Genomic DNA, 26,135 nt, shown 5'->3' on the forward strand with positions numbered 1-26,135 from the left:
GGATGTATATACTGGATTCTTGTGTATTGAGAAGGGGGAGTGTGCCACGTAAAGTAAAGATAATTACTGAGAAAAGATGTGCCACTGAAAGGAGCAACAACAATGAAATCACCTGCCATGTATTCCAGAAAAAAATATTGGGGATTAAACGCCCCCCTTCTGGTTATGTTCATCCCCGTTCTGATCTATTTTATTATCTTCAAATATGTGCCGATTGGCGGCTTGGTTATTGCTTTCAAAAGCTATAATTTCACAGATGGCATATGGGGCAGTCCCTGGACGGGATTAGCTAATTTCAAATTGATGTTCAATAATCCCAACATGTTCAAAATCATTCGAAATACGTTTGTGATCAGTTCATTAAGTATTATCGTTGGGTTTCCGTTTCCGATTATATTGGCTGTCCTGCTCAATGAGGTAAGGAAGTCATTTTTCAAGAAAACGATTCAGACACTTGTGTATTTTCCGCATTTTCTAAACTGGGTTATTATTGGATCCTTTGTTGTGCTTATTTTCGCGCAAGAGCATGGGGTCATGGCGTCGATAAGTAAAGCGATATCTGGTGAAAGCTTTCCTTTTCTGTATGATAAGAGTTCTTGGCTGGCGATATTCTTAGGGTCTGGGATTTGGAAAGAGGCAGGCTTCTCCGCCATTATTTACTTGGCTGCGCTCAATTCGATCGACCCGAGCTTATATGAAGCAGCGAGTATTGACGGGGCAAGTAAGTGGAAGCAAATGTGGAATGTTACGCTGCCGGGTCTCGCACCTATTATCGCGTTGATGTTCATTCTTTCGATGGACCGTGTGATGAACGTAGGTTTTGATCAAATTTATGTGCTTGGCAATCCGGTCGTCTCAGACCTTGCGAATGTCATTAGTGTATGGAGTTATAATGTGGGTCTGCGCAACGCACAATTTAGCTTGTCGACAGCAGTTGGTCTATTTGAGTCCTTGGTGGGGCTTATCCTTGTTGTGATTGCAAATGGCGTAGCACGCAGGTTCGGTCAAAGCATGTGGTAATAGGAATTGAGGACGATTATGAAGGGAGGGGATAGGACAGGTTGAAGATTCATCCACGCAGCTAGATATGGCTTGCAATACTAATGAATGAGGTGAATGAGAGATTGAACAAGACAAAGTTATGGTTGAAAAGTGTGGCTTTGGGTTTATCGCTTTTGGTTGCAAGTCCCTTGACGGTGTTGGCATTTGATTATGGTGATTTACCGACAAACATCTTTCCGGCAGGAGGGTATACCAATACCGCATGGGGCGATCCAGGAGGTTGGACGACACTCGACGTAACTTCGTACAGCGTCCCTGTCAATAATCCAAGTGTAGATGCTTCGATAGCTGTCCAGAACATGATCAACAGCACCTCAGGGCGTCGTATCTTGTATTTTCCAGATGGCGCTTATTACTTTAAAACACCGCTAAGTATTACTACGGGAAATATTATTATTCGCGGAAATGGCCTAACGAAAACAACGTTTCTGATTGGCGATTCTTCAAATGTGAATACAGAGCTGCGGTTTGATGGCAGCAAGGTCGGAGATCCAGTATCCGTGACAGGATCACCGGCAGCAGGAAGCCAAAGCATTACCGTAGACGACGCGAGCACGTTGAATGTAGACGATTATATCCTCCTGTATCTCTCAGGCGGCAAGCTGGCTTGGAGTACGTACACGGAGTCTCAAACGTTTAAAATCACCGCAAAAAGCGGCAACGTACTCACGTTGGGTAAGATCATTGGGCTCGATTATCCAGCCGCCAAGCTCCCGAAGGTTCAAAAGCTGAATCTGCTGCCCAATGTCGGCGTGGAGAAAATAAAGCTCGTGCGTACGGTTCAGCCAACGATTGAAAATACGAATAATCTCGTCCTCAATCGGACTGTGAACAGCTATGTCAAAGACAATGAATCTATCCTGAGCGGCAGAGGACACATCTCGATCGACAACAGTAAAGACGTCGTCGTGGAACGGAATTATGTCCATGACGCTTTTATCAAAAATGTTGGCGGTTACGCCTATGGCATCGTCAACAATGCCTCAACAAGTGTTCGCATCACTGACAATAAACTATGGGATTTGCGACACCACATTCTGCTTCAATTAGGAGCCAACCACTCTGTCGTTAGCTATAATTCGTTGGAGTCGCCTTATACCGACTATAACGATTTGGCTTTCCATTCGAATTATGCCTACATGAATTTGATCGAAGGCAACACTTTCAAGGAAGGCTATGCGGATAATTCGAAGGCAGGTGACCCTGTGATGACGGCGACTGGTCCGTATAACACCTGGTTTCGCAATAAGGCAACGGGTAAGATCGGTACCGATAACACGTCCACCGTGAATCAGAATATGATCGGCAATTACGTGGGGAGTATTTCTACTGCGGGGTCTGGTCATTATCTGGGTGCCAATAAACTGACGAGCGGTACAATCAACTGGGGCTCTTTAAGCTCTACGTCGAACATTCCAGCCTCCTTGTATTTGACTGCGCAGCCATCGTTCCTTAGCGGGAAGGCATATCCTTTGTTCGGACCGAATGTAGGAACAGATTGGGGAGCTAGTAACACGAATCCAGCCAAAGACAGGGCTATTCCTGTAAGCGGTAACACGATTGTCGATGATTTGAATGACTGGAGCAAAACCTACAGTCACACGGCTAATTTGAACTTTGATACGTTGAATACCGCGAAATTCGAGGGAGATACGTCTCGAGCGAAGCGAACAACGAAGACAAATGAAGAGATTGTGTGGTATCAGCCGGGGGTGAACTCGTTCAGCGCGGTTACATATTTCTGGCCTTCTGAAGCTGTTTCTGCGTTCACAGTCTATACATCTACGGATGGATCGACTTGGACGACAGCGACACCTGCCATTTCAGGCGGATCGGGAGATTGGAAAAAGTATACGTACTCTTTATCCGGCTTAATCGGCGTGAATTATGTGAAGATGAGATGGAATAATACAGCGGGTTCTGTGTGGAATCCGCAGATTGGTAAAGTGACGTTGACGACTTATTAAAAGGAAAGAGGGCAGCCCTAGAAGCCAAGAGTGATGGCTTCTGGAGCTGCCCTTTTGTGTCTAACCGAGTACGACTCGGTCATCCGAAAGCTTGTTGCCGCTAATATTCTCGAACTCACCGAGGAGCTGCTCTACGGTTAGGTTTTTCTTCCGTTCTTCGTTCACATCGAGGATGATGCGGCCCTTATCCATCATGATCAGGCGGTTGCCGAGACGAATCGCTTGCTCCATATTGTGCGTGACCATGAGTGTGGTCAGCTTCATTTCGCGCACGATTTCCTCTGTCAATCGTGTGATCAGTTCAGCGCGCGCGGGATCTAGGGCGGCTGTGTGCTCATCAAGCAGCAGAATCTGCGGCTTGGTGAACGTCGCCATCAGCAAGCTGAGGGCTTGGCGCTCGCCGCCGGAGAGCAGACCGACTTTCGCGCGCAGACGGCCTTCCAGGCCGATGCCGAGGCGCTGCAGCTGCTCCAGGAACAACGCGCGCTTCTTCGCGGTGACGCCGAAGCTCAGCCCGCGCTTCTTGCCGCGGGCATAGGCCATGGCGAGATTCTCCTCGATGGTCATTCGAGGAGCCGTCCCCGCCATGGGGTCTTGAAAGACGCGGCCGATCCAGCGGCTGCGCTCGTATTCCGGCAGATGGTGAATGACTTCACCATCGATGCGCACTTCGCCGGCATCCGGCGTCATGACGCCGGAGATGATATTCATCAGCGTCGATTTACCGGCGCCGTTACTGCCGATGACCGTGACGAAGTCGCCGGGCTTTAGGGTTAAGTTAATGCCGATTAGCGCGATTTTCTCATCTGCAGAACCGGGGTTAAATAGCTTAGAAACTTTCGAGAGCTGAAGCATTATCGCTCACCTCCGTTGTTCATTTTTATCGCGCGAGCGATGAGCTCAGCGGAACGGCGCTTAGCCGTCGCTTTTTGCTTAATGGCTCGCTGTACCGAAGGCAGTACGAGCGCGATAATGACGATGATCGCGGTAATTAACTTCAAGTCAGATGCTTTGAGCCATTCCACTCTGAGCGCCAGCGCGACTACAATTCGGTACACAATGGAACCAAGCACTGCAGCCAATGTCGCCTGAAACACCGTTCTAGCGCCAAAAATCGCTTCACCAATAATGACAGAAGCTAGTCCTACGACGATCATACCGATCCCCATCGAAATGTCGGCAAAGCCCGACTGTTGAGCGATGAGTCCTCCGGATAACGCCACTAACCCGTTTGACAAGCTCAAGCCTAGAATTGTTGTATTGTCCGTATTTGCACCAAAACTGCGAATCATTCGCGCATTGTCTCCTGTAGCTCTGAGGGAGAGACCCAGATCCGTATGCAGGAAAGCATCCAGCAACAATTTGAACACAATGACAATGATGATCACAAGCACAATTGGCCTCATCGAGGTGAACAACGTGTCTGCACCTAGCAGCGAAATGTTCGGCTTGCCCATGATGCGCATATTAATCGAGTACAGGGCAATCATCATCAGAATCCCTGAGAGAAGCCCATTAATTTTACCCTTCGTATGAAGCAGTCCCGTACAAGCGCCAGCGATAAGTCCACCTGCAAAAGCAGCCAAACAAGCTAGCCACGGCGAATAGCCATGTGCAATCAGAATGGCAGCAATGGCACCGCCTGTTGTAAAGCTTCCATCCACCGTTAGATCGGGGAAATCAAGAATACGAAACGTAATATAAACACCTAGCGCCATCAATGCATAGAGAAGACCTAGCTCGGTGGCACCAAAGATTGAATCTAGCATCATTAATTCCTCCTAACTTTGAAAAAAAGAGGCGAACGAAAGCGACGTTCACCCCTTTTGTGTTCTTCATTGCTCACTGAATAATGTTTTTCTCTTTATCTTTTACTGCGGCTTTCATCGCATCCGTTACTTCGATGCCTTGTGCTTTAGCTGCTTTTAGGTTTAGGATGAGATCCATTTTGTCTGGAACCGTTACTTTCATGTCTGCTGGTTTTTTACCATTCTTAAGAATGTCGACAGCCATTTGACCTACTTGGTAGCCATGATCGTAGTATTTGAAGCCAACTGTTGCGAAAGCTCCTTTTTCCACGGTATCGCGATCACTGGAGAAGAACGGGATTTTCTTTTCGTTTGCGACTTGAATGATACCATCCACACCGCTAACTACAGTGTTATCAAGGGTAATCAAGAAAGCATCTGCACGGCCAACAAGGGATTGTGCAGCTTGTTTCACTTCCGATGTATTCGTTACAGGCGCTTTAACAAGCTTGATGCCATGCTTTGTTAGTGATTGTTCCGCATTTTTAGCCATAATAACAGCGTTTGGTTCACCTTCATTGATAACAAGGCCAACCGTCTTCACCTTAGGCATGTTTGCAGCAACGAAATCCATCAATTGAGCAACCGCCATTGGGTTCGTGTCTGAAGCTCCGGATACATTGCCGCCTGGCTTGTCTACGCTGCTTACGATTTTGGCTGCAAGCGGGTCAGTTACAGCTGCGAAAAGAATAGGTGCTTTCTTCACTTGTTGTACGATGGCTTGTGCGGATGGTGTTGCAATTCCTAGTACAAGATCGTTGTCTGCTGAAGCAATTTTTTGAGCAATGGATAAGTTATTAGGTTGATCGCCTTGCGCATTGTTGAAGTCAACTTTCAAATTCGTGCCTTCAACGATACCAGCATCTTTCAATGCTGCCAAGAAGCCTTGACGAGTGGCATCCAAAGACGGATGCTCAACAATTTGTGAAATAGCGATTTTGTACGTTTTGGATGCAGCTGCAGAAGCTGCCGGAGTTGCTGAAGCCGCACCGCCTGCTGCCGTTGTTGGCTCAGCTTTTTGTCCACAACCTGCTACGACCATAAGTGCTGCTGATAATGCGAATGATACGAGTGCTTTCTTTTTCAACATTATTACCCCTCTCGAAGTTCCCAGTTGTTGCTTGGACGCATTGCTCTCGCACCACTTTAACGCTTTTGTTTGGCAAAGTGTGGAGGTGCAGAGAGTCCAAGCTCATTTTGAATTAACCATAGTTTAATTGCCTCGTGGGATTCCGTCAATTGTTTTATAAGTATTTGTGATATTTTTGTAAACATCTGTCGGAAAAATGAAAGAGGGCATCCCTAACAGTCCGATGTGATGACTGAGGATTGCCCTTTTGACATTGAAAAATAGGTGGTGTGTTCCTTCTAATTAAGGAAGGTTCTTTCGAATTCGGCTTGAAGCTTCTTGGTTAATGGCCCAGGTGTACCTGTACCGATGGATTGACCATCGATTTGTAAGATCGGCGTGACTTCCACGGTCGTACCTGTGATGAAAGCCTCATCCGCTTGCAGCAGCAGCTCAATTGTGAAGGCTTCTTCTTTAATAGGAAGCTTGAGTGAATGTGCTATGCGCAATACGACAGCTCGAGTAATGCCGTGCAGAATGAGATGATTGGCTGGATGGGTGTACAGAATGTCATCCTTGACCATCATCAAATTCGAGGCACTGCATTCTGTCACCGTGCCTTCCCGATGCAGCACGACTTCTTGTACACCATGATCAAGCGCAGCTTGCTTTGCAAGGACATTGGGGAGCAGATTCAGCGTCTTGAGATCGCATCGTAACCAGCGAATATCCGGTTGTGTGACGGCTGTGATACCATTCTGGATCGTAGCCAGCGGACGTTTCACTTCCGAACAGTATGCCAGGAGAATGGGGTCAGCCTGAGCAGGGAAGGGATGAGCACGTGGCGCCTCTCCTCGCGTGATCTGCAAATAAACCGTGCCTTCGATGAGGTTATTATGCTGGATAAGTTTATTGAGAACGTCTATGATTTCATCACTCGTGTTCGGCAAAGGTAAACGAACTTCACTAGCTGTTCTTTGGAGACGTTGCATATGGGCTTCAGTTTCATAGAGGTGTCCATTGTACACACGGAAAACTTCATAGATCCCATCACCGAAATAATACCCGCGATCGTCGGGTGAAACCAGTACGTCCTTTTTATTTACGAATTCATTTTTATAAAAATACATGTGGGTGCGCTCCTTTGGTAAAAAATAATGATGGAACATATGTTCTAAAAAATGTCATCTTGTGGTATCCTACTTATAGGTTAACAAAGGAAGAGAGACGCGTCAAAGCTAGTAAATCTGGTTGAAGATTGGGAATTCGTATTTTTAGGACTTTTGCCAATGGTTGAACCATATCTTGTGTAGTATAATGTTTGGGTAATACCAGATATTGTGAATTGTAGGCTATCATTTCTTGCAGTTCTTCTATCTTAATTGCAGCTGAAAATGCAGTTTATTGGGAGGCTTATGAATTATGGGGAAAGTTTACGAGAGTAAGAAATTGGATGGTTTAAGTGAGAAAATCTTTTTGGATCGGTACGCATTAAAAAATGCGGATACCAGCCACGCAAAAGTAGGGGACACGGTCCTTGTTCTGACGAAGGATGATCCGAAATTCCCTGCCAAAGAGGTCGGCGAAATTATTAGTCGAGATGGAAATATCGTGAAAGTTCGAACTCGCAGTGGGGAAACAGTTGAATCTGCAGTTGAGAAGCTAACGTTAAATATGGAAAAAACGCCGGAAGAAATGTGGGATCGCTTGGCTGGTGCAATGGCATCGGTTGAGAAGACAGCGGAGCAACGGCAAGAATGGACGGAGAAATTCAGATACATTCTGAATGACTGGAAGCTTGTACCAGGTGGGCGAATTGCAGCTGGAGCGGATGCGAGCGATGAGTTAACGCTATTTAACTGTTACGTTATTCCTTCCCCGAAGGATAGCCGTGGCGGTATTATGAATACGTTGACTGAAATGACGGAAATTATGTCGCGTGGCGGTGGCGTTGGGATCAACCTATCGTCCCTTCGTCCGAGACGTTCCATTGTTAAGGGAGTGAATGGCTCTTCCAGCGGTGCTGTTTCTTGGGGTGGTTTATTTAGTTATACGACGGGATTAATCGAGCAAGGTGGAAGTCGTCGTGGAGCGTTAATGTTGATGATTAATGATTGGCATCCTGATTTGGAGGATTTCATTACCGTGAAGTCCACGATGGGGCAAATTACGAACGCGAACCTATCCGTGTGCGTAAGCAACGGCTTCATGAAAGCTGTGAAGGAGGATTTGGAGTGGGAGCTTGTTTTCCCAGATACGACAGATCCTGAGTATAATGAGTTATGGGACGGCAACCTAGATGCTTGGAAAAAGTTAGGCAAAGTTGTTAAACCTTATCGCACGGTACGAGCGCGTGATGTGTGGCATTCGATTATTGAATCCGCTTGGAAATCAGCTGAGCCTGGTGTTGTTTTCTTAGAGTATTACAATCAAATGTCCAACAGCTGGTACTTCAATCCGATTATTTGTACGAATCCATGCGGAGAGCAAGGACTTCCAGCTTGGGGCGTTTGTAACTTATCCGCAATCAATCTGTCTAAATTCTATGATGCCGATAAGGGAGATGTGGCTTGGGAGGAGTTAGCCACGGTTGTGCGTTACTCGACTCGCTTTCTTGATAACGTGATTGATAAAACACCGTATCATTTTGAAGAAAATCGTGCGAACCAGCAAAACGAACGTCGCGTAGGTCTTGGAACCATGGGACTCGCTGAGCTGATGATCCTTTTGAAAATTCGTTACGGCAGTCCGGAATCACTAGTATTCTTGGATAAGATTTATGGTTTCATGGCGAGAGAAGCTTATCTTGCTTCAGCTGAGATTGCGGGTGAGAAGGGATCCTTCCAAGCCTTCATTGCAGATAAATTTATGGAAAGCGGCTTTATGAAGAAAATGACCAGCGTCTATCCGGAGGTTGGTGAAGCGATTCGTCAGCAGGGGATGCGTAACGTCACTGTGATTACACAGGCACCAACGGGTAGTACTGGTACGATGGTTGGTACGTCGACGGGAATCGAGCCTTATTTTGCATTCGAATACTACCGTCAGAGCCGCCTAGGCTTCGATAAACAATATGTGCCGATTGCACAGAATTGGAAGGATGCGAATCCAGATCAGGAGTTGCCTGATTACTTCGTTACCTCGATGAGCTTGTCCGCTGAGGATCATATTCGCGCGCAAGCAGCGATTCAAACTTGGGTAGACAGCTCGATTTCGAAGACGGCTAATTGTCCTGCTGACTTCACGGTTGAAGAAACCAAACGACTCTATGAGTTGGCTTATGATCTGGGCTGTAAAGGTGTGACCATCTATCGCGATGGCAGTCGTGATGTTCAGGTGTTGAGCACGAGTTCAGATAAGAAGGAAGAAGTGAAAGTTGAGGCTCAGCCGGAAGTAGCTCCAGTTGCTGTCGCGGCAGAGGCTGTTGAGGACGAGACGAGTTTGTCGCGTCTGTCTGGTAAGCTTGCGGTTAATGTGGACGCTAAGACGGAACAAGTCTTCGATAAGCAATACAAGCGCCGTCCGCAAATTCTGCGTGGCGCTACCTATAAAGTGAATACCCCGTTCGGTATGGCGTATATCACAATCAATGATATGAATGGAACACCAAGCGAGATTTTCCTTAACGTAGGAAAAGCAGGGTCTGACGTATTCGCGATGTCCGAAGCACTCGGCCGCGTGTGCTCCTTGTTCTTGCGTTATGGTGATCACGGTGACAAAGTGAAGCTGCTCGTGAAGCACTTGAAAGGCATTGGCGGCTCCGGCGCCATTGGTTTCGGCAACAACCGCGTCGAGTCGATCGCAGACGCGGTGGCCAAAGCGCTCGAGCAGCACGACGAAGTGATGAGCGAGCCAGACGACGCGCGGAACTACGTGACCGCGACGAGCGAAGTGCTTGACGCAGCGCCAGCGATAGGCGGTGCAGGTTCTCACGGGCACTCAGGTCCGAGCGCGACGAGTAGCGCGTCGATGGACCTGTGCACGTCGTGTGGTTCCGCTTCGCTGGTGAACAGCGAAGGGTGTAAGAATTGTATCAACTGCGGATACAGCAGATGTTCGTAAAGAGAGCCAGGGCGGGGGCCCTGGCTTCTTTTTTTTTTTTTTTGTTGTTGTTGTTGTTTTTTCATCAATATCGAAAATAAAAGAAACATATGTAAATGCCGAGGTTGAATGGTTTTTGGATTTATGTTTAATGCCAGGAGGAATTTAAAAGCCAATCCCCGTGTTTAATTTCCCATTAATGCTAGTTAGACCAACATTAATATTGTATAACTCACAAGGTGAAATCAACATTAATTTGAAGGATGTGAGACAAACCTAATAAAGATACGAGAAGGGTGTATTGAAGACGCAGAAAAAATCGCAATTGTTCATGTTGATAGCTGGAAAAACACTTATAAAGGCATAATATCAGAATCATACTTATCTAATATCTCCGTTCAGTAGAGGATCAGTTCCAGGCATTGTGGTGCATAATCAATTGTATAGATAAAGCCAGCAAACCCTGTTACCTTACGTAGAAACACCCCACCATATGTACCCGGTGCAAGAGTGGCATTTTTAATAAATTACTAACATAAACAAATACAATTAATGTATCAAAAGAAATGCATGGGGCTACGTCCTATGCATTTCTTTTTTGGAGGTTAAAATGGAACCAACAAAGCCGCTGCTTATCGCTTGACTCCGCATACTGATGGAAGCTTGCGTGGTTATCTGCTAAGATTGGCTAAAGTAAATTATATTACCCGAGCGGCACCACGGTGCTGTCCGCAATTAGATTATTTTACAGGGATCGTGTCAGCAATGAGTTTCCTTTGTGTGAATGCGGCTTCGATTTAGACAAAATGTCCTTATCCCAACCTCCGGAGATATGATCGGTTTGACAAATCTGTTGCTCCAGAGACAGAGCAATTTGAGTGCCTCCCCGAGGCTAAATTAAAGAGATGTGAACGGGACATTCCATTTGATAAAGAGACGAGAGGAGCGTTAGCATGCTTTTTAAAAAATATCGCATCGGTTTTTTGTATTTCAGCAGCTTTTCGATATTCATCGCACTCGTCCTGGCCGTCGTAATCTGGAGCAGCTATCGGTTTTCGGTCTCGGGCATCGTCACCAATACATCGGTATATCAAGAGAAAATATTGACAGAGCTCAATGAGCGACTGCAGGCGCAATTCGCGACTATCGATTCGATTTCTTTATCAGTCTCCCAGAATAACGACATTTTGGATTTTCTTACCATACAAGGCGATTCCTATCACAATATTTCCTCATTATCTGCCGTTAAAGCTTCTCTACTCACGATGAGCTTCAGTATGCCGATCATATCATCGATTCACCTGTATATGGATGCACCTCCCGATAATGACCGGCAATCCCCTGTCCAGTTTTATCCACTCGGGAGTATGGAAGAGCAGTCGTGGTACAGCAATGTCGTAAAACAATCCGAATTCGTATGGATCGGCCAGCATACGATCGATACTTATCAAGGTAATGTAGCGGTTATCAGTTTTGTGCGCAAGCTGTATTCGCGCGCTGGCGACTACAAAGGCACTTTGCTCATTAATCTGAAGGCAACCGATGTCCAGAAGCTGCTCGAAGGGAAAGGGAAGTTCTCGAACCGGCTGCTGCTCGATTCGGGTGGAAGGATCATTACTCAAATTGGCAGCAATGAAATAAGTCGATACACAGAGCAGTACATGGATATTGTGGAACTTCATAAAAATGACGGTGTCACCTATATAAAAGGCGAGAAAGCCGATTTCGGCTTGAAATCCCTAATCGTATGGTCGAATATAGCGGCTTCCGATTGGATGCTATTCGACGTAACTCCCTGGGACAAGGTTACGGAGGGAAGCCGCCGAATGGCAATCGCGCTGACGACCATCGGATTGCTGGCGATTGCGGTCGTACTGCCGATCATTTTGTTCCTGAACCGGCAGTTTACGAAGCCTATCTATTTGCTGCTCAAGCTCATGAATCACTATCCAAGCCGAACTGACGATAAGAAGATGCCCCGCGATTACAGAAATGAATTCGGCGAGTTATTCCATGGTTATGAGAGACTGATCGTGCGGATCGAGGACTTGTATAGCTCGCTGGGTGAACAGTACGAACGTCAACGGGTCACGGAGATTAAAGCGCTGCAGGCGATGATCAATCCGCACTTCTTGTACAATACGCTTGACCAACTCAACTGGATGGCGATAGGAGCCAAGCAGGAGAAGATGAGTCACGTGCTGGAATTGATGGGACGTATGCTGCGGCTCAACCTATCGAACGGTGAATCACTAATAACAGTTCGCGACGAGCTCGAGCTTTTGCAATGTTATATACAAATTCAACAAATTCGATTGACTGATTCATTCGTTTATCGTTTTGACGTGACGGAGAGTTGCAAAGATCGAACGATTCCCAAAATGACGCTGCAGCCTTTCGTTGAAAATAGCTTCAAGCACGGGTTTCACGGCAGAACCTTCGGGACGATCGTAATTATCATCGCCGAGGAAGGTGAAAATTTGGTCATCGGGATAGAGGATGACGGCGCCGGTTTCCCAGATAAGAGTGAGACGCAAAAGAACGGAGTGCGCGGCGGATATGGCATACGTAATGTTCGCGAACGGCTCGACGCGTTTTACGGGCAAAACTACCGGATTGAGTTAGGCAACGGTGCCTTAGGCGGCGCGGTCGTCACACTTCGCATACCGCTTCATGTTCAAGTATAGACGAACGAAAATGGTGTTCTTTTTATGATCATTTTTTATTAAGGAGGCACATCAATGAGCTGGAAGATCGTAATAATTGACGATGACCGCAACGTTCTCGAAGGCATGCGCGCATCGATTCCGTGGGAAGAGCTGGGGGCAGAATGGGTTGGAGAGAGCATTGACGGACGCATGGGACTCGAGCTCGTCCTCGAGCTGCAGCCAGACATCGTCATCACCGATGTGAATATGCCCGTCATGAATGGCTTAGAAATGATAGAACGGCTGCGCAAAGAGCATTTTGAAGGCAAGTTCATTATACTGAGCGGTTATTCTGATTTCGAATACGCACGTCAGGCGCTTCGGCTAAGTGTCGACGATTATTTGTCCAAGCCGGTGACGATACAAACGCTGAAAGAAGTCTTGCAGCGGACGGTAGAGAATCTGTCCCAAGAGATGGAAAAGCGATTCAACGATATAGTTATGCAGGAGAAGTTGCTTCAGTACGAGCCCTACGTCGCCAAGGAGTGGCTGAGATCCCTAGTGACTGGTACAGTACGGGAGGGCGATACACGTACAGCGGAGTTGCAGAGTTTTACATCGGAGTGGAAAGGCCGTCATCTCGTGCTAGGCCTGGAAGTCCAAAAAACGGACGTACTCGAAGGCTGGAAAATGAAGGACTGGAGCCTGCTTCGTTTCGCCCTTAGCAACGTGATTCAGGAGGTGGTCGAGCCGTTATGGCCGAGCTTCCACTATATCGAGTTGCACAGACATAGCTCCGTAATCATGCTAAATTTGCCGGACGATCCGTCATCGGACAAGGAACTGCTGAAACAAGTCGAGGAAACAAAAGAACGAATCAAAAGCTGCATCCAAACCTACCTGCGTCTTCAAGTGATTCTGGCTGTCGGTACGATCGTTGCTCATTGGCAGCATGCCGCAGATTCCTTTGAAGCAGCCTTCAAGTGTCTGTCCGAAGAAAAAGATCGCAGGTTGGGTATCCAGTCTAGCGATCAAGAACTGCCGATTCGTTCCCAGCGCTTCTACCATCAACTGGCAGAAGCGCTGCGAAATTTCCACGAGACGCAAGCGGAGGAGATAGTTACCGTCTACTTGAAGCAAATCGAAGAACGGAGAGTGATCAGTTCTGGCGAGATGCTCGACTTCAGCCGAGAATTGTGGGCGGTATTGTCGTACTCAATGCATGACGTTGGAGTGGAATTGGAGGACCCGATGCCGGTTTTCGATCCATCCGCAGTAGGCGAAGACGAATTTACCCCTGCGATGTTAGGGCAGTGGCTCGGCAGCGTAATCGGGCATATCGTAGGAGGCAGGGAGTGGAAGGAGAACGTCCGACATAAACAAGCAATCGATTTTATGATCCAGTATGTGCACGAGAATTATGCCGACAATATTACGATTGGTGATCTGGCGGACAGGGTGTTAGTTTCACGAAATTATCTAGGACAGATTTTCCGCAACGTCATCGGAGAAACTTTCAATCAATATGTTACCCGAGTGAGGATGGAGAAGGCAAAGGCAATGATTTTGGAAGGTAAGCTTTACATTTACGAAATCGCCGAGAAAGTCGGCTATTCGAATATTCCGTATTTCAGTACGCTTTTCAAAAAATATACCGGGTTAAATCCGACTGAGCTGCTTAAGAAATGACTAGTAGAAAGAACACCGGTTTTCATATTATTTGAAAGTTATTGTTGATTTGTATTATACAATTGGCTATGGAAGTCTTTTATAATTGAACTCAGGTTAACAATAAAATCAGCTTAGGTGGGTGGCAGAAAATGAGAAAAGGCTTTTTAATTTTGATGGTTCTTCTATTAACAGCAATGGTTACGGCGTGCGGCGTCGATAAAAAAGAGCCGGCGGCAAGCAGTTCTCCGAAGACATCCGAACCGGTCAAGCTACGTGTTACGTGGGCTGGAGCGCAAAACCGTCATGATGCTACGATCAAGGCTTTGGAATCTTACACCAAAAAGAATCCGAACGTTACCTTCGAACCAGATTACATGGGAGCAGATACGTATTTCACAAAGCTGGCAACCCAATCGGCTGCCAAGAATTTGCCGGATATCATGCAAATCGATACGATCAATCTGATGGAATACGGCCTTCGCAATCAGTTGGCAGACTTGTCACAAGGAATCAATACGGCGGATATCGATAAAAACCTGTTGAGTGCCGGAGTAGTAAACGGCAAGCAGTACGGCATTCCGATCGGAGCCAATTCAACCACACTCATTTACAACAAGGTTGCGCTTGAAAAGCTGGGCGTTACCGTTCCGGCAAATGGCTGGACATGGGATGAGTTGATAGCTCTGGCCCGACAAATTCAACCGAAGCTGGAAAAAGGAAAATATGTGCTCAGCGACTTTACTACGGCTCCGCATTCTTACGAAATCTACCAGCTCGCTCAGGGTAAGGGCTTCCTTCACACGCCGGATGGCAAATTCAATATCGACAAAGATACGTATGTCCAGTTTGAAAAGCTTAACGCCCAGCTTAGAAAAGAAGGCATCGTGCCGCCAACCGATGTTGAGGTGGCAAACAAGACTTATGATCCGAAGCTCGACAATTTACTGAACGGCAATATCCTTTTCGTAATCAATTACGCGGCTTCCTTCAGCGGATGGGACTCGGTTCAGCCAGGCCAATTCGCGATGACGAACGTACCGAAAGGCAAGCAATCGGGGAGCTATTTACTCCCGGCCCAGTTCTTCACGGTTGCAGCCAATTCCAAGAATGCCGAGGATTCCAAAAAGGTAATAGACTGGTTTATCAATGAATCTGAGGCAGGGGATATTTTGTCACTCGTAAGGGGGGCGCAGGTGTCTAAAAAAGTGTCCGACAGTCTAATGCCGAAGCTGAAAGATTCGGAAAAAATGATTGTTGAGCAAGTCACACGCGCAAGTAAGGACGCTGTTGCCTTCACAAGCAGGCCTAAAAGCTATGGGGCATGGTCGGGTGAGTATACTAAAATTGCTCAAGAAGTGGCATTTGACCGCAAGACCCCAGAAGTCGCATACGACGATCTGAAAAAGAAATATGAAGAAATCGTAAAATAATGGAAAGACCCAGATATGGAAATCTTAATCGAAATCGGTTTCAAGAAGGACACCGTTGAGGTGTCCTTTTTTTAAGCGAACTTGCATCAATACAGGAGGTGGAATCTAGATGGAGACTGTACCTAAAGTAAAAAAAAGCAAGCGCAAGAAAAATCTATTTGAAGGATACTGGTTCATATCACCATGGCTGGTTGGATTTTTCCTACTGACAGTTTGGCCGATGGCGTCGTCGCTCTATTTCTCTTTCACCGATTATTCACTGTTGGAAGCGGCCCATTGGGTGGGTGTAAAAAATTATACAAAAATATTTACTGACGACGAACAATTTCTTCGCTCCTTGAAAGCTACATTCTTGTTTGTGTTGTATTCTGTTCCACTTAAACTGACGGCCGCATTGCTGCTTGCGATGCTGCTGAATCAGAAATTGAAAGGTATTTTTATTTACCGCACCGTCATTTATTTTCCGTCGCTAATCGGATCCAGTGTGGCTATTTCAATTTTGTGGAGTAATATGTTCGGACGTGAGGGCTTAGTTAACAGCATTCTCGCTCTGATCGGAATAACAGGTAAAAATTGGATCGGAGTGCCTGAAACGGCGCTCGGGACGCTCGTTATATTGGCGGTGTGGCAGTTCGGCTCGTCGATGGTAATTTTCCTTGCTGGGTTGAAGCAAATTTCGCCAGAACTGTACGAAGCATCGTCAGTGGACGGAGCTGGCAGGATCCGAAGTTTTTTCAATATTACACTGCCCATGCTGTCGCCTATTATCTTGTTCAATTTGGTGCTGCAAATGATCGGGTCGTTCCAAATGTTTACACAGGCGTTCATTATCACCCGCGGAGGTCCGCTGGATACAACTTATATGTACGCACTCTATATGTTCGAAAAAGCATTTACACGCTTTGAAATGGGCTATGCCTCTGCACTGGCCTGGATTATGTTAGTGTTGATCGCTATCTTGACTGCGCTTATTTTTGCTTCGTCGCGGTCCTGGGTGTTTTATGAATCGGAAGGAGGGAAGCGCTGATGCAGACACTCAGGCGCAATCGTCTAGTCTCCCAATTACTTCTGCTCGTTATCTGCTTGGTTATGATATATCCTGTGTTGTGGTGGTTTGGCGCCGTGTTTAAACCAGCCTCAGAGATTAGCTCGAGTAATCTGTTCCCCGCTAGTCCGACCTTAGACAATTTCACTTACGGATGGAATGCGATCACGAACCACTCATTTACGGAGTTTTATGTCAATACCCTAGAGCTGACCCTCGGCGTTGTAGTCATGTCGATCATTTCCTGCAGTTTGGTTGCCTTTGGTTTCGCTCGTATGAATTTCCCGCTGCGCAACATATGGTTTTCCATCGTGCTAATCACACTCATGTTGCCGAATCAAGTTACGATCGTACCGCAATACATCATGTTTGACAAGTTCGGTTGGATTGACACTTATCTTCCTTTTTTTGTATCTCATGCGCTTGCGGGAGGGATCGGCGGTTCGTTTTTCATTTTCCTTCTTGTCCAGTTTATCCGTGGCATTCCACTTGAGCTGGACGAAGCGGCGAGAATAGACGGATGCAGCTCGTTTATGATTTATGCCCGCATCATTATGCCGTTGCTTTTGCCGGCATTGGTGACGGTATCAATCTTTTGTTTCCTGTGGAACTGGGATGACTTTTTAGGACACATGATTTACATTAAGTCAATTGATAAATACACGGTTGGTCTCGCGCTGAAGTTGTTTGTCGATTCCGAATCGGCGACACCTTGGGGGCAATTATTCGCGATGGCACTGCTCTCGGTAATGCCTGGTACGCTCGTATTCTTCATTGCGCAGCGCTACATTGTAGAGGGGGTTGCTACCTCCGGTCTCAAGGGCTAGCATTTCTAATTAATGGGATATACAAGTTGTCTATGGTACCAATCCTTTCATACAAAAAATATGCAGAGTTATTCGATGAGGAAGAAATGAAATTAACCGATGTTAAAGCCTAGCGATTCGCAATGAGATTGTGACTAGCTTTATAACTCGGGAGACAGAGATTGACGTGGACATGGTAGGGAATGGCGGTAGAGATTCGGGGATTATGTTGCTTTATCAAGAAGCACCAAACTTGGCAACTCCCGAACAGATTTCTGACGTAATTGTCTTTTTGGCAAGTTCGCAGTCAGCATGGGTCAATGGCGCTGAAATTCTGGTTGACGGGGGATATTTTATTGGAGACTAGCTATAAGAAGGGAGAGACACGATGACTTCGAACAATAATTCTCAAAAGCCTCTCTGTATAAAGGCATCGGAGCAATTGACGCCTCCGCAGTGGGCGCTTCAAGAGCAACTTCTATTTACAACCCTCAATAAAGCGGCAAGTGAATTTGTTGATCGATATACACATTCGGATGGCACTTTGATTTGGCGTAATGATTGGCCAGGCATGGACGGTTCGGATGATCCGTATGAAGGTTTTATGAATTTGGCGCTCTTATATGTTCTGGGGGGGAGTGCTGAATTACATGAGGTATCACGTAAGATATGGGAAGGTATCACATGGCAATGGACGGAATATGGGCAAATTCATAGAGAATTTGATGGGTATTATGATTGGATGCATCACGGTGAAGGCTATTTATACTTATATTTTCTTGGTTTGGCTGGACCTGCAACACCCAAAGATCGCCAACGTGCCGTCCGTTTTGCAAATATGTACACAGGGGACGATCTAGAAGCACCAAATTACGATAAAGAGAATAAGCTGATCCGCTCGCCTTTAACGGGCAGTCGTGGTCCCAGGTTTCAAGTCACCGAAGAAGACTGGAGTACACATCGGGGAATTTTGGATGATTACTTGGCACCATACGAAGATATTCCGGGTGTCGATTTTGCAAGCGGTAAGTGTCCATGGTCAAATGATGAGATCTATAGTCAGATTCTTCAGAGGATGAATGAGCGGATGAACCGAGGTGACGTGCCGCTGAATTTGAATGCCACAGGGCTGCTTACACATGCCTTTCTTCATACGGGAGATGATCGGTTTCGGAATTGGATTGTTGAGTATGTAAGCGCTTGGGAAGAGAGGACGCGATTAAATGGCGGAATCATTCCGGACAATATTGGGTTATCTGGCGAAATCGGTGAATACAACGATGGTAAGTGGTGGGGAGGGTATTATGGCTGGCGTTGGCCGCATGGTTTACTTACCATTATCGAGCCTTTGACGAATGCATGTATGAATGCAGCCATGCTTACAGGTGACTTGAACAATTTGCAACTGGCTAGACAGCAGATTGACCGAAATTGGGAGCTGCGTCAAATGCTAGATGGCAAGTGGGTCGTTCCACACAAACATTTCGATAGCGGTTGGACGGATTTCCGTAAAGCATCACCCCAATATCCTGTGTACCTTTGGACGATGTCAATGGCGACCGAAGACTTAGAACGAATTGAACGCATTCCGAAAGATCACGATTGGAATGAGGTTATCGTGCCTACGGTTTCAGGCGGCGACAAGAAAACTGGACGAAATACGAAGCATTACATTGGCAATACGCAACCATGGTATCAATATATTCGCGGGCGGAATCCTGATTATCCAGAACAGATTTTATCGGCGAACTATGAACTTATAGGCAAACAGCTAGCCAAAATGCGCTCACCAGAAGGAGATCCATACAACTGGACACAGCGGTACAGCGAGGGTGACTTCTCCAGCATACATGCTTGGCAAGAAATGTGCCCACTCTATTTTGAGGGACTCGTGCAGTTGACGCTAGGTGGTCCCATGCACCTTTCACATGGCGGGATGCAGCATGGTCGCGTTCGATATTTTGATGTTGAATCGAAACGTCCTGGATTGCCGACCGGTATATCCGCATTGGTGGAGAAGCTAACGTACGATTCAGTTACGATTCATCTGGTCAACACTAGCTTATTCGATGATCGGGAAGTGATTGTTCAAGCTGGTGTATTTGGAGAACATCGGTTTTTACAGGTGGAAATTATGAATCAAAACGGTGATGTGACCGAAACAATAGGTGTTGATGGAAAATGGCTTCATATTTCACTTCCTGCGGGTACAGGTATTACGTTACATGCGTCGATGGAACGGTATGTCAATGAGCCAACATATGGGATGCCTTGGCCAGAATAGAATAAGCAAATGTTGATTAGTGGGCGAGAAAAAGCTGAACTAAATTGAAAAGAGATTTTCATGAAATCGCAAAATTGACTGAGATAAAGGTAGCTAAGATTCATCCGGATCAATTCGAACAATATGAGCAGCTCATCGTGATATCCCGGAGAGGAACGAGTGAGAGAATTATCGAGTTGTAAGTATCTAGGAGTTGATGATTCACAAAATCTATTAAATTTATATAAGCTAATGATGAATCATTTCAAGTTTATGTCATGGCTTGTATACGAGACTAATATTAAAGTTTTGTATTTAGGTACAGTTCCATTTCAACCTATGCTTGAAGATCACGAAACAATTAAAAGAAGAAGTGTAATATACAATTTAAAGGCATCTTAGGGTCACATTATTGAAATTTAAACACGAGCCAAATTTGGTATCGTGTTTTTTTGTGCAGCAACGATCATTTTGCGACAATTCATCTTACAATAATCATGCGAAACGTCAAATCATAATACAGAAAGCGCCAAAACTTAAATACGAAAACATCAAAAGTAGTGCTTAAAAAACGACAAAAGAAGTTACAATTCACATTTTTTTTTTTTTTTTTTTTTTTTTTTTTTTTTGTGATTTTTCGTAAATAACTGTAAATGTTCAAATCTTTGTAGTTACCAAATTAAGTAAAGCCGCGCAAGGGAGCGGTGTATCTGTTTCGGAATCAACAGAGCTTTCAGATTCAAGTGTAATCGAAGCGGTTGGACAGGGGCTATATCGAGACCAAGGTCCGTTTATTGGGATTAATACAAGACTGTTTTTAATCAGCGAAAGTTTTGCAGCGCATCAACCAGTTCGAGAGCTTGCTTTTTTGCTCGATACGCCATTTACAACAATTAATTCGCCGGTAGTCATTCTGAATGATCAAGATTCGCCATTTTTCAAACAGTTTAAAGGCACAATAACGGATAAAACGAAAGAATTAAATGATTTCGTGAAATCTTTGGAAACAAATGGTATTGTTCCCGACATTACGATGATGGATTTTCTTTTATCTAAGGAAGAGCCATTAAATGATTTCGCATTACCTGTCATTAAACATGTCAATTCTCGGATGGAATTACATGGGGCTTTATTATTTCGTCAGAGCGCAAGCACAGATATTCTGCTTAATAATGAACAAGTTCAAAGCATCATGTTTCTCGTAGGGAACGGGAATGCGATGCAGAAATTAAAGGGATTTTCGTCAAAATTCAATTATGGGCGGGTTGCCAGGACGGGCTGCTTGGATGACAAGGATTACGCTTTTTTTATCAAAAAAATAAGCAGCAAAATCATCGCACGTCAAAATGTGAGTGAACTTTCGGTTATTACGATTAAGGTAAGCATGAATATATCTGCAACCGAACTTGGAGAATAGATTACTGGTCTTAAGACTGAATACGTCAATGAAATGGAAAAAGCACTCAGTAATCATTTAAACGAAATGGCTACCAACACGATAAATAAAATACAAGAGGCGAATTCAGACGTTCTTGGCATCGGAAAGGAGTTAAAAGCATTTCATCCAGATATATGGAAAACATTGGAGTGGAGAAAGGATTATCCTCGATTGGTGATTGAGTCACATTTTGAAGTTAAGATTTTGAATACAGAGATTGAGTGATGAAAGGAAATGAACAAGCTGGAGAAATGACACTTAGACAGTGTTGTTTCTCTTTTTTTGTAATAATGGATAGTATTCTTTAAATCGAATAGTCATTAAAACAAGAAAATGGAATTGAACAGTGGTGTAATTAAGCGCAAGGCGTGATAATCAATTTGCGAAGCTTGAGTAAATGAAGAAGTTCATAGAGATGGTCAACTACAATCCCATTATCCCATAGAGGCGTAAGCAAGAATAATCGTATTATAAGATATAATTTAGAAAGGACGGTAAATATCGTCAGACAGTCTTACAAAATTAGGAGTGTGTGATTAGATGATAAAGAGCATTTGGCAGAAGAGAAGAAGTGTCATCATAACATGGCTCTTGTCATACTTGGCGGTCTTGTTACTGCCGATCTTGATAAGCGTATTTGTATATCAAGAATCTAATAATGCCCTTGAAGGTGAAATTCACAGAGCCAATGAAGCGTTGTTGAAACAGGTTCGAGAAAACATAGATAAGGAATTTGCTAATATTACAAGATTAAATTCAGAGATCACCTGGAACACCAAAATTCAAGATCTCATGTTTACGGATAAATTGACTAAAAGTGATTATCAATTCTCACTGTTTCAAATCGTTCAGGATTTGAAAGTGTTCAGAACTTCATATGCTCAAGTTACTAATTACTATGTCTATTACTTACCAGGTGATGTCGTTCTATTGCCAGGGGTTGTACGAAGTAGCAAGGACATGTATGAAGAAAACTATAAGAGTCCTGAACTTAGCTACGAGGATTGGATGGCTTTGTTAACCCAAAATAAGCGTGCTGTTTTTATTCCATTGACATATAGGGGCGTAACGGAAAGTATTCATCCGTCTATTGCCTATATGAGTCACCTTTCTTCTAGCGAAGATGCGAAGCCAGAAGGAACGGTTGTCATCTATATAGACAGTAAGAAATTATTGGATGCTGTTCACAACGTGCAATTGTTTAACGGTGGTGAGGTGCTGCTGCTGAATCAAGATAATCAGATTCTGTTGTCTAGTAAGGAAACCAGCCAACTTCCAGCTTTTAAGAATCATGCTTTTACAGAAGAGTACGGCTCTTTTCATGAGACATACAACGGTCAGGATTCTGAGATCTATCATATCAACTCTACTATCCCTGGCCTCAAATATGTGACAATTGTGCCTAGCAATTTAGTATTGCAAAAAGCAAATAAAATAAGAAACTATACATTTATCAGCATTGCTTTGAGTATTCTCGGGGGGAGTTTGTTGGCGTATTTCTTTTTGAGAAGAAACTATACGCCTGTTTCACAACTAATACATTCTTTTGCCGATGAATCTTATGGTAGATTGGGTACTGGACATAATGAGTTTCAATTTATTCAACACATGATCTCGAATACGTTAAGTGAAAAAGAACAGGTAAAGGTTCGCCTTACGCAGCAAAATTATTTATTACGATCTAATTTTATGACCAGGCTGTTAAAGGGGAGGTTAGACAATCAGATATCGATTGAGGATTCACTAACAACTTACGAGATGCACTTTGGTAGTGAACAATTTGCGGTCCTTTTGTTTTATGTAGAAGCCAATGATTTGTTTTTTGAAAGTATAAAAGGAGAACACGGCGGTGCCGATAAGCTGAAGTTGCTCCAGTTTATTGTGACAAACGTTGTCGAGGAAATGATAAATTCCAAGCATATTGGCTATATGACGGAGATTGATGACATGTTAGTCTGCCTCGTCAATCTCAGAAGCATGGAAGAAGGATCTCCCGAACTTCGTGAGATTGCATGTGAAGCGCAACAGTTTTTAAAACATAAATTTAAAATAGATCTAACGATTTCGATCAGCAATGTGCATACTTCGCTTGCCAGCATAACGAGCGCATATAAAGAGTCTGTTGATGTGATGGAATATAAGCTTATTCTTGGCGATAAGGATATTATTTCTTTCGATGAGATTCAAAAGGAAGCTCTTGCCGAAATCCAGCACGGCTACTATTATCCACTTCAACTTGAGCAGCATCTTATTAATTTCATGAAGGTTGGAGATTATGATAAAGCCAAAGAAACCTTGGATGACATCATTGAAAGGAATTTAAAAATGAATCCGATTTCTTTGTCGCTTACTCGCTGCTTGATGTTTGACCTAGTTAGCACAATGGTGAAAGCGCTACATGAAATTGGTGACATGCTGGATGTTTCACATGTAGTGAGTGTAGAGGGGATCGAAAAGCTTACAAAGTGCGAGACCATTCAAGATGTACATCTGCAGTTGACACAAATGTTGAAGGACGTTTGCGACATTACGTTTGATAAAAGGAAATTAAATCAACTTCAATCGAGACAAAATGACTTAAGTGAGTTGTCGCAGGATATTATAAGTTATATTCAGCATCAATTTGATAATGTGAACTTAAATATTACAATGATCGGTCAGCAATTTCAGATGAGACCCACCTACTTATCTAAATTATTTAAAGAGCAGACCGGTGAGGGGCTACTTGATTTTATTAATAAGGTCCGTATTGAGAAAGCTAAAGAATTATTAACCAATCATAAGCTTACCATGAATGAAATTTCTAGCATGGTTGGATTTAATGAAATAAACAATTTTATCCGAATATTTAAAAAGCATGAGGGCGTAACGCCTGGGAAATACAGGGAAACGTCTGTTAAATAAAAGGGAGAGGTCGTTATAAAGGCCTTCTCCCTTTATTTTTGCCACGGATAGCGAAAATAGTAGATGAAATTGCACGAAAAGTTGATGGTGATTCATTTTTTGTTGATGCTTTTGCAGGTTCTTTTTATATTTTTTCCGTAGCCGCTTATTCATAATGAAGATGCAAGCAGGGAAAACAAGCGAAATATTAACAATTATTCAGGAGGGTTAAAAAATGAAAAAGAAAATGAAATTAGTTTCAACAATCGTATCTATAGCTGTGCTGAGTACGACGTTGATCGCTTGCGGAAAGCAACAAGATAAGCAAGAAGCATCTCCATCCGCTTCTGCTTCAACACAATCAACTGCAGTGACTTATCCACTTAAATCGGATGTAAAGCTTTCTTATTGGACAGATGCGTATAGTCCAATGCTGCAACTCAAGCCAAGCATACAAGATATTCCTTTTTATCAAGAATGGCAAAAGAAAACGGGACTGAATATTAATTTCCAAGGTCCTGCTGCTAATCAAACAAAAGAACAATTAAATGTTATGTTAGCATCAGGTGAATTGCCAGATATGATCGAATATCCTTGGCTGGACTATCCAGGTGGTCCTGAAAAGGCGATCAAAGATGGCGCCATTTTGAAATTGAATGATGTTATCGATAAATTTGCTCCGAATTTAAAGAAATATTTGAAAGATCACCCTGAAATCGACAAAATGGTAAAAACAGATTCTGGCTCCTATTTTGCTTTTCCGTTTGTTCGTGGTGATGAATACTTAGCTGTTTACCAAGGCCCCATCTTAAGAAAAGATTATTTGGATGAATTAGGCCTGCAAGTGCCGACTACCATTGATGAGTGGTACACTGTTCTGAAAACATTGAAGGAGAAAAAAGGACTAGAAGCGCCATTATCGTTCCTTGGTACACCTCGACCGCTCGCCGGAGTTAATGAAGGGGCATTTATTGGTGCTTACGGGATTAATAACTCCTTCTTTGTGGACAACGGTAAAGTGAAATACGGACCTGCTCAACCTGCATATAAAGATTACTTAACAACAATGCGTAGATGGTATGCAGAAGGTTTGCTCGATAAAAATATATCAACTGTGGATGGAAAAGCGCTTGATACGAATATTACATCTGGCAAATCTGGGGCAACTATCGGCAATGCAGGTGGGGGAATCGGCAAATGGATTGGAGCTGTAGCTGGCAAAGATGCGAAGTTCGATTTAGTTGGTGCTCCGTATCCAGTTCTGAAAAAAGGCGATAAGCCAATGTTCGGCCAAAAAGACTTCCCATTCGTGAATGGTGGAATGGTTGCTATTACGGGAAAAAGTAAAAATGTGGAACTTGCTGCGAAATTTCTTGATTACGGTTACAGTGAAGCTGGTCATAACTTCTTCAACTTCGGTACCGAAGGTGTTAGCTACACGATGGTTAACGGAAAACCAACGTATTCAGATTTGATTATGAAAAATCCTGAAAAACTTACTATCGCGCAAGCTATGTTGTTAAATATTAAAGGAAATTCAAGTGGACCTTTCGTTCAAGATAAAGGTTATGCGGAACAATACAACCAACTGAAACAGCAAAAAGATGCGATATCGACATGGCAAAATACGGACATCATGAAGTATAAAATGCCTCTAGTTTCGCCTACACCGGAAGAAAGTTCGGAATTTGCTAAAATAATGAATCAAATCAATACCTTGGTGGATGAAACAACTCTCAAAATTATTTTAGGCGCGGATCCTATAGATAGCTTTGATAAATACTTAGAAAAATTAAAGTCGTTGAATGTTGATCGGGCAATTACCATACAACAAGCTGCATTGGAACGTTATAACAATCGTAAATAGTTATGCGAGAAAATAGGGGGGGCGTTAGTTTCCCCTATTTCTTTTCAAACAAATTGAAAGCAGGGAATTCTATGGAAAACGGACTTTCCAAAAGTTATTTGCAACCCAAAATAAAAAAGAAAACATTGAAAAATATA

The 26,135-nt window shown here is 44.2% G+C and carries 18 protein-coding genes; 14 read left to right on the forward strand and 4 right to left on the reverse strand.

Features of this window, described 5'->3' with window-relative positions:
* Nucleotides 1-102: 102 nt before the first annotated feature.
* Together AC58QO_RS09240 and AC58QO_RS09245 are read left to right on the forward strand one after the other, a co-directional pair.
* Nucleotides 103-1,020, forward strand: coding sequence for an ABC transporter permease (locus AC58QO_RS09240; RefSeq protein WP_497265003.1), 918 nt, complete (start codon nt 103-105; stop codon nt 1,018-1,020).
* A 104-nt stretch (nt 1,021-1,124) separates the two neighbouring features.
* Nucleotides 1,125-3,029 (forward strand): hypothetical protein, encoded by a 1,905-nt coding sequence (locus AC58QO_RS09245; protein ID WP_497265004.1) that lies wholly within the window; start codon nt 1,125-1,127, stop codon nt 3,027-3,029.
* Between the two features lie 60 nt (nt 3,030-3,089).
* Here AC58QO_RS09245 and AC58QO_RS09250 read toward each other — a convergent pair whose 3' ends face one another.
* The 4 genes from AC58QO_RS09250 to dat all read right to left on the reverse strand — a co-directional run bounded on the left by AC58QO_RS09250 (nt 3,090) and on the right by dat (nt 7,036).
* A complete protein-coding gene (locus AC58QO_RS09250; RefSeq protein WP_497265005.1) occupies nt 3,090-3,884 on the reverse strand; it encodes an ABC transporter ATP-binding protein in 795 nt (264 codons plus the stop codon).
* Nucleotides 3,884-4,798: an ABC transporter permease gene (locus AC58QO_RS09255; protein ID WP_497265452.1), complete on the reverse strand. Its 915-nt coding sequence runs from the start codon at nt 4,796-4,798 to the stop codon at nt 3,884-3,886. The genes AC58QO_RS09250 and AC58QO_RS09255 overlap by 1 nt, the downstream gene beginning before the upstream one ends.
* Before the next feature lie 73 nt (nt 4,799-4,871).
* Nucleotides 4,872-5,927, reverse strand: coding sequence for an ABC transporter substrate-binding protein (locus AC58QO_RS09260; RefSeq protein WP_497265006.1), 1,056 nt, complete (start codon nt 5,925-5,927; stop codon nt 4,872-4,874).
* A 278-nt stretch (nt 5,928-6,205) separates the two neighbouring features.
* Nucleotides 6,206-7,036 carry a D-amino-acid transaminase gene (gene dat, locus AC58QO_RS09265; RefSeq protein WP_497265007.1) on the reverse strand — a complete coding sequence of 277 codons (831 nt, stop codon included), beginning with the start codon at nt 7,034-7,036 and terminating at the stop codon, nt 6,206-6,208.
* 292 nt (nt 7,037-7,328) lie between these two features.
* On the opposite strand from dat, the gene AC58QO_RS09270 reads away from it, so the two are divergent.
* From AC58QO_RS09270 to AC58QO_RS09325, 12 genes are all read left to right on the forward strand, one after another.
* On the forward strand, nt 7,329-9,968 hold the full coding sequence (locus AC58QO_RS09270; protein WP_497265008.1) for an adenosylcobalamin-dependent ribonucleoside-diphosphate reductase: 2,640 nt from the start codon (nt 7,329-7,331) through the stop codon (nt 9,966-9,968).
* A 932-nt stretch (nt 9,969-10,900) separates the two neighbouring features.
* Nucleotides 10,901-12,634: a sensor histidine kinase gene (locus tag AC58QO_RS09275; RefSeq protein WP_497265009.1), complete on the forward strand. Its 1,734-nt coding sequence runs from the start codon at nt 10,901-10,903 to the stop codon at nt 12,632-12,634.
* Between the two features lie 54 nt (nt 12,635-12,688).
* Nucleotides 12,689-14,284, forward strand: a complete 1,596-nt coding sequence (locus AC58QO_RS09280; protein ID WP_497265010.1) for a response regulator transcription factor — start codon at nt 12,689-12,691, stop codon at nt 14,282-14,284.
* 131 nt (nt 14,285-14,415) lie between these two features.
* Entirely contained in the window at nt 14,416-15,696 is a 1,281-nt protein-coding gene (locus AC58QO_RS09285) for an ABC transporter substrate-binding protein (protein WP_497265011.1), read from the forward strand.
* A 109-nt stretch (nt 15,697-15,805) separates the two neighbouring features.
* Nucleotides 15,806-16,723: a carbohydrate ABC transporter permease gene (locus AC58QO_RS09290; RefSeq protein ID WP_497265012.1), complete on the forward strand. Its 918-nt coding sequence runs from the start codon at nt 15,806-15,808 to the stop codon at nt 16,721-16,723.
* Nucleotides 16,723-17,568, forward strand: coding sequence for a carbohydrate ABC transporter permease (locus tag AC58QO_RS09295; protein WP_497265014.1), 846 nt, complete (start codon nt 16,723-16,725; stop codon nt 17,566-17,568). The genes AC58QO_RS09290 and AC58QO_RS09295 overlap by 1 nt, the downstream gene beginning before the upstream one ends.
* Before the next feature lie 172 nt (nt 17,569-17,740).
* The gene (locus AC58QO_RS09300; RefSeq protein WP_497265454.1) at nt 17,741-17,914 is read left to right on the forward strand and encodes an SDR family oxidoreductase; all 174 of its coding nucleotides are present in this window, start codon (nt 17,741-17,743) and stop codon (nt 17,912-17,914) included.
* A 21-nt stretch (nt 17,915-17,935) separates the two neighbouring features.
* On the forward strand, nt 17,936-19,831 hold the full coding sequence (locus tag AC58QO_RS09305; RefSeq protein ID WP_497265015.1) for a DUF8034 domain-containing protein: 1,896 nt from the start codon (nt 17,936-17,938) through the stop codon (nt 19,829-19,831).
* Nucleotides 19,832-20,453: 622 nt separating this feature from the next.
* Entirely contained in the window at nt 20,454-21,227 is a 774-nt protein-coding gene (locus AC58QO_RS09310) for a Ger(x)C family spore germination protein (protein WP_497265456.1), read from the forward strand.
* Nucleotides 21,228-21,473, forward strand: a complete 246-nt coding sequence (locus AC58QO_RS09315; protein ID WP_497265458.1) for a Ger(x)C family spore germination C-terminal domain-containing protein — start codon at nt 21,228-21,230, stop codon at nt 21,471-21,473. It abuts the gene before it with no gap.
* 315 nt (nt 21,474-21,788) lie between these two features.
* Nucleotides 21,789-24,152, forward strand: coding sequence for an AraC family transcriptional regulator (locus AC58QO_RS09320; protein WP_497265016.1), 2,364 nt, complete (start codon nt 21,789-21,791; stop codon nt 24,150-24,152).
* A gap of 214 nt (nt 24,153-24,366) precedes the next feature.
* Nucleotides 24,367-25,998: an extracellular solute-binding protein gene (locus AC58QO_RS09325; RefSeq protein WP_497265017.1), complete on the forward strand. Its 1,632-nt coding sequence runs from the start codon at nt 24,367-24,369 to the stop codon at nt 25,996-25,998.
* Nucleotides 25,999-26,135: the final 137 nt, after the last annotated feature.

The sequence above is a fragment of the Paenibacillus sp. J31R30 genome (assembly GCF_059692115.1).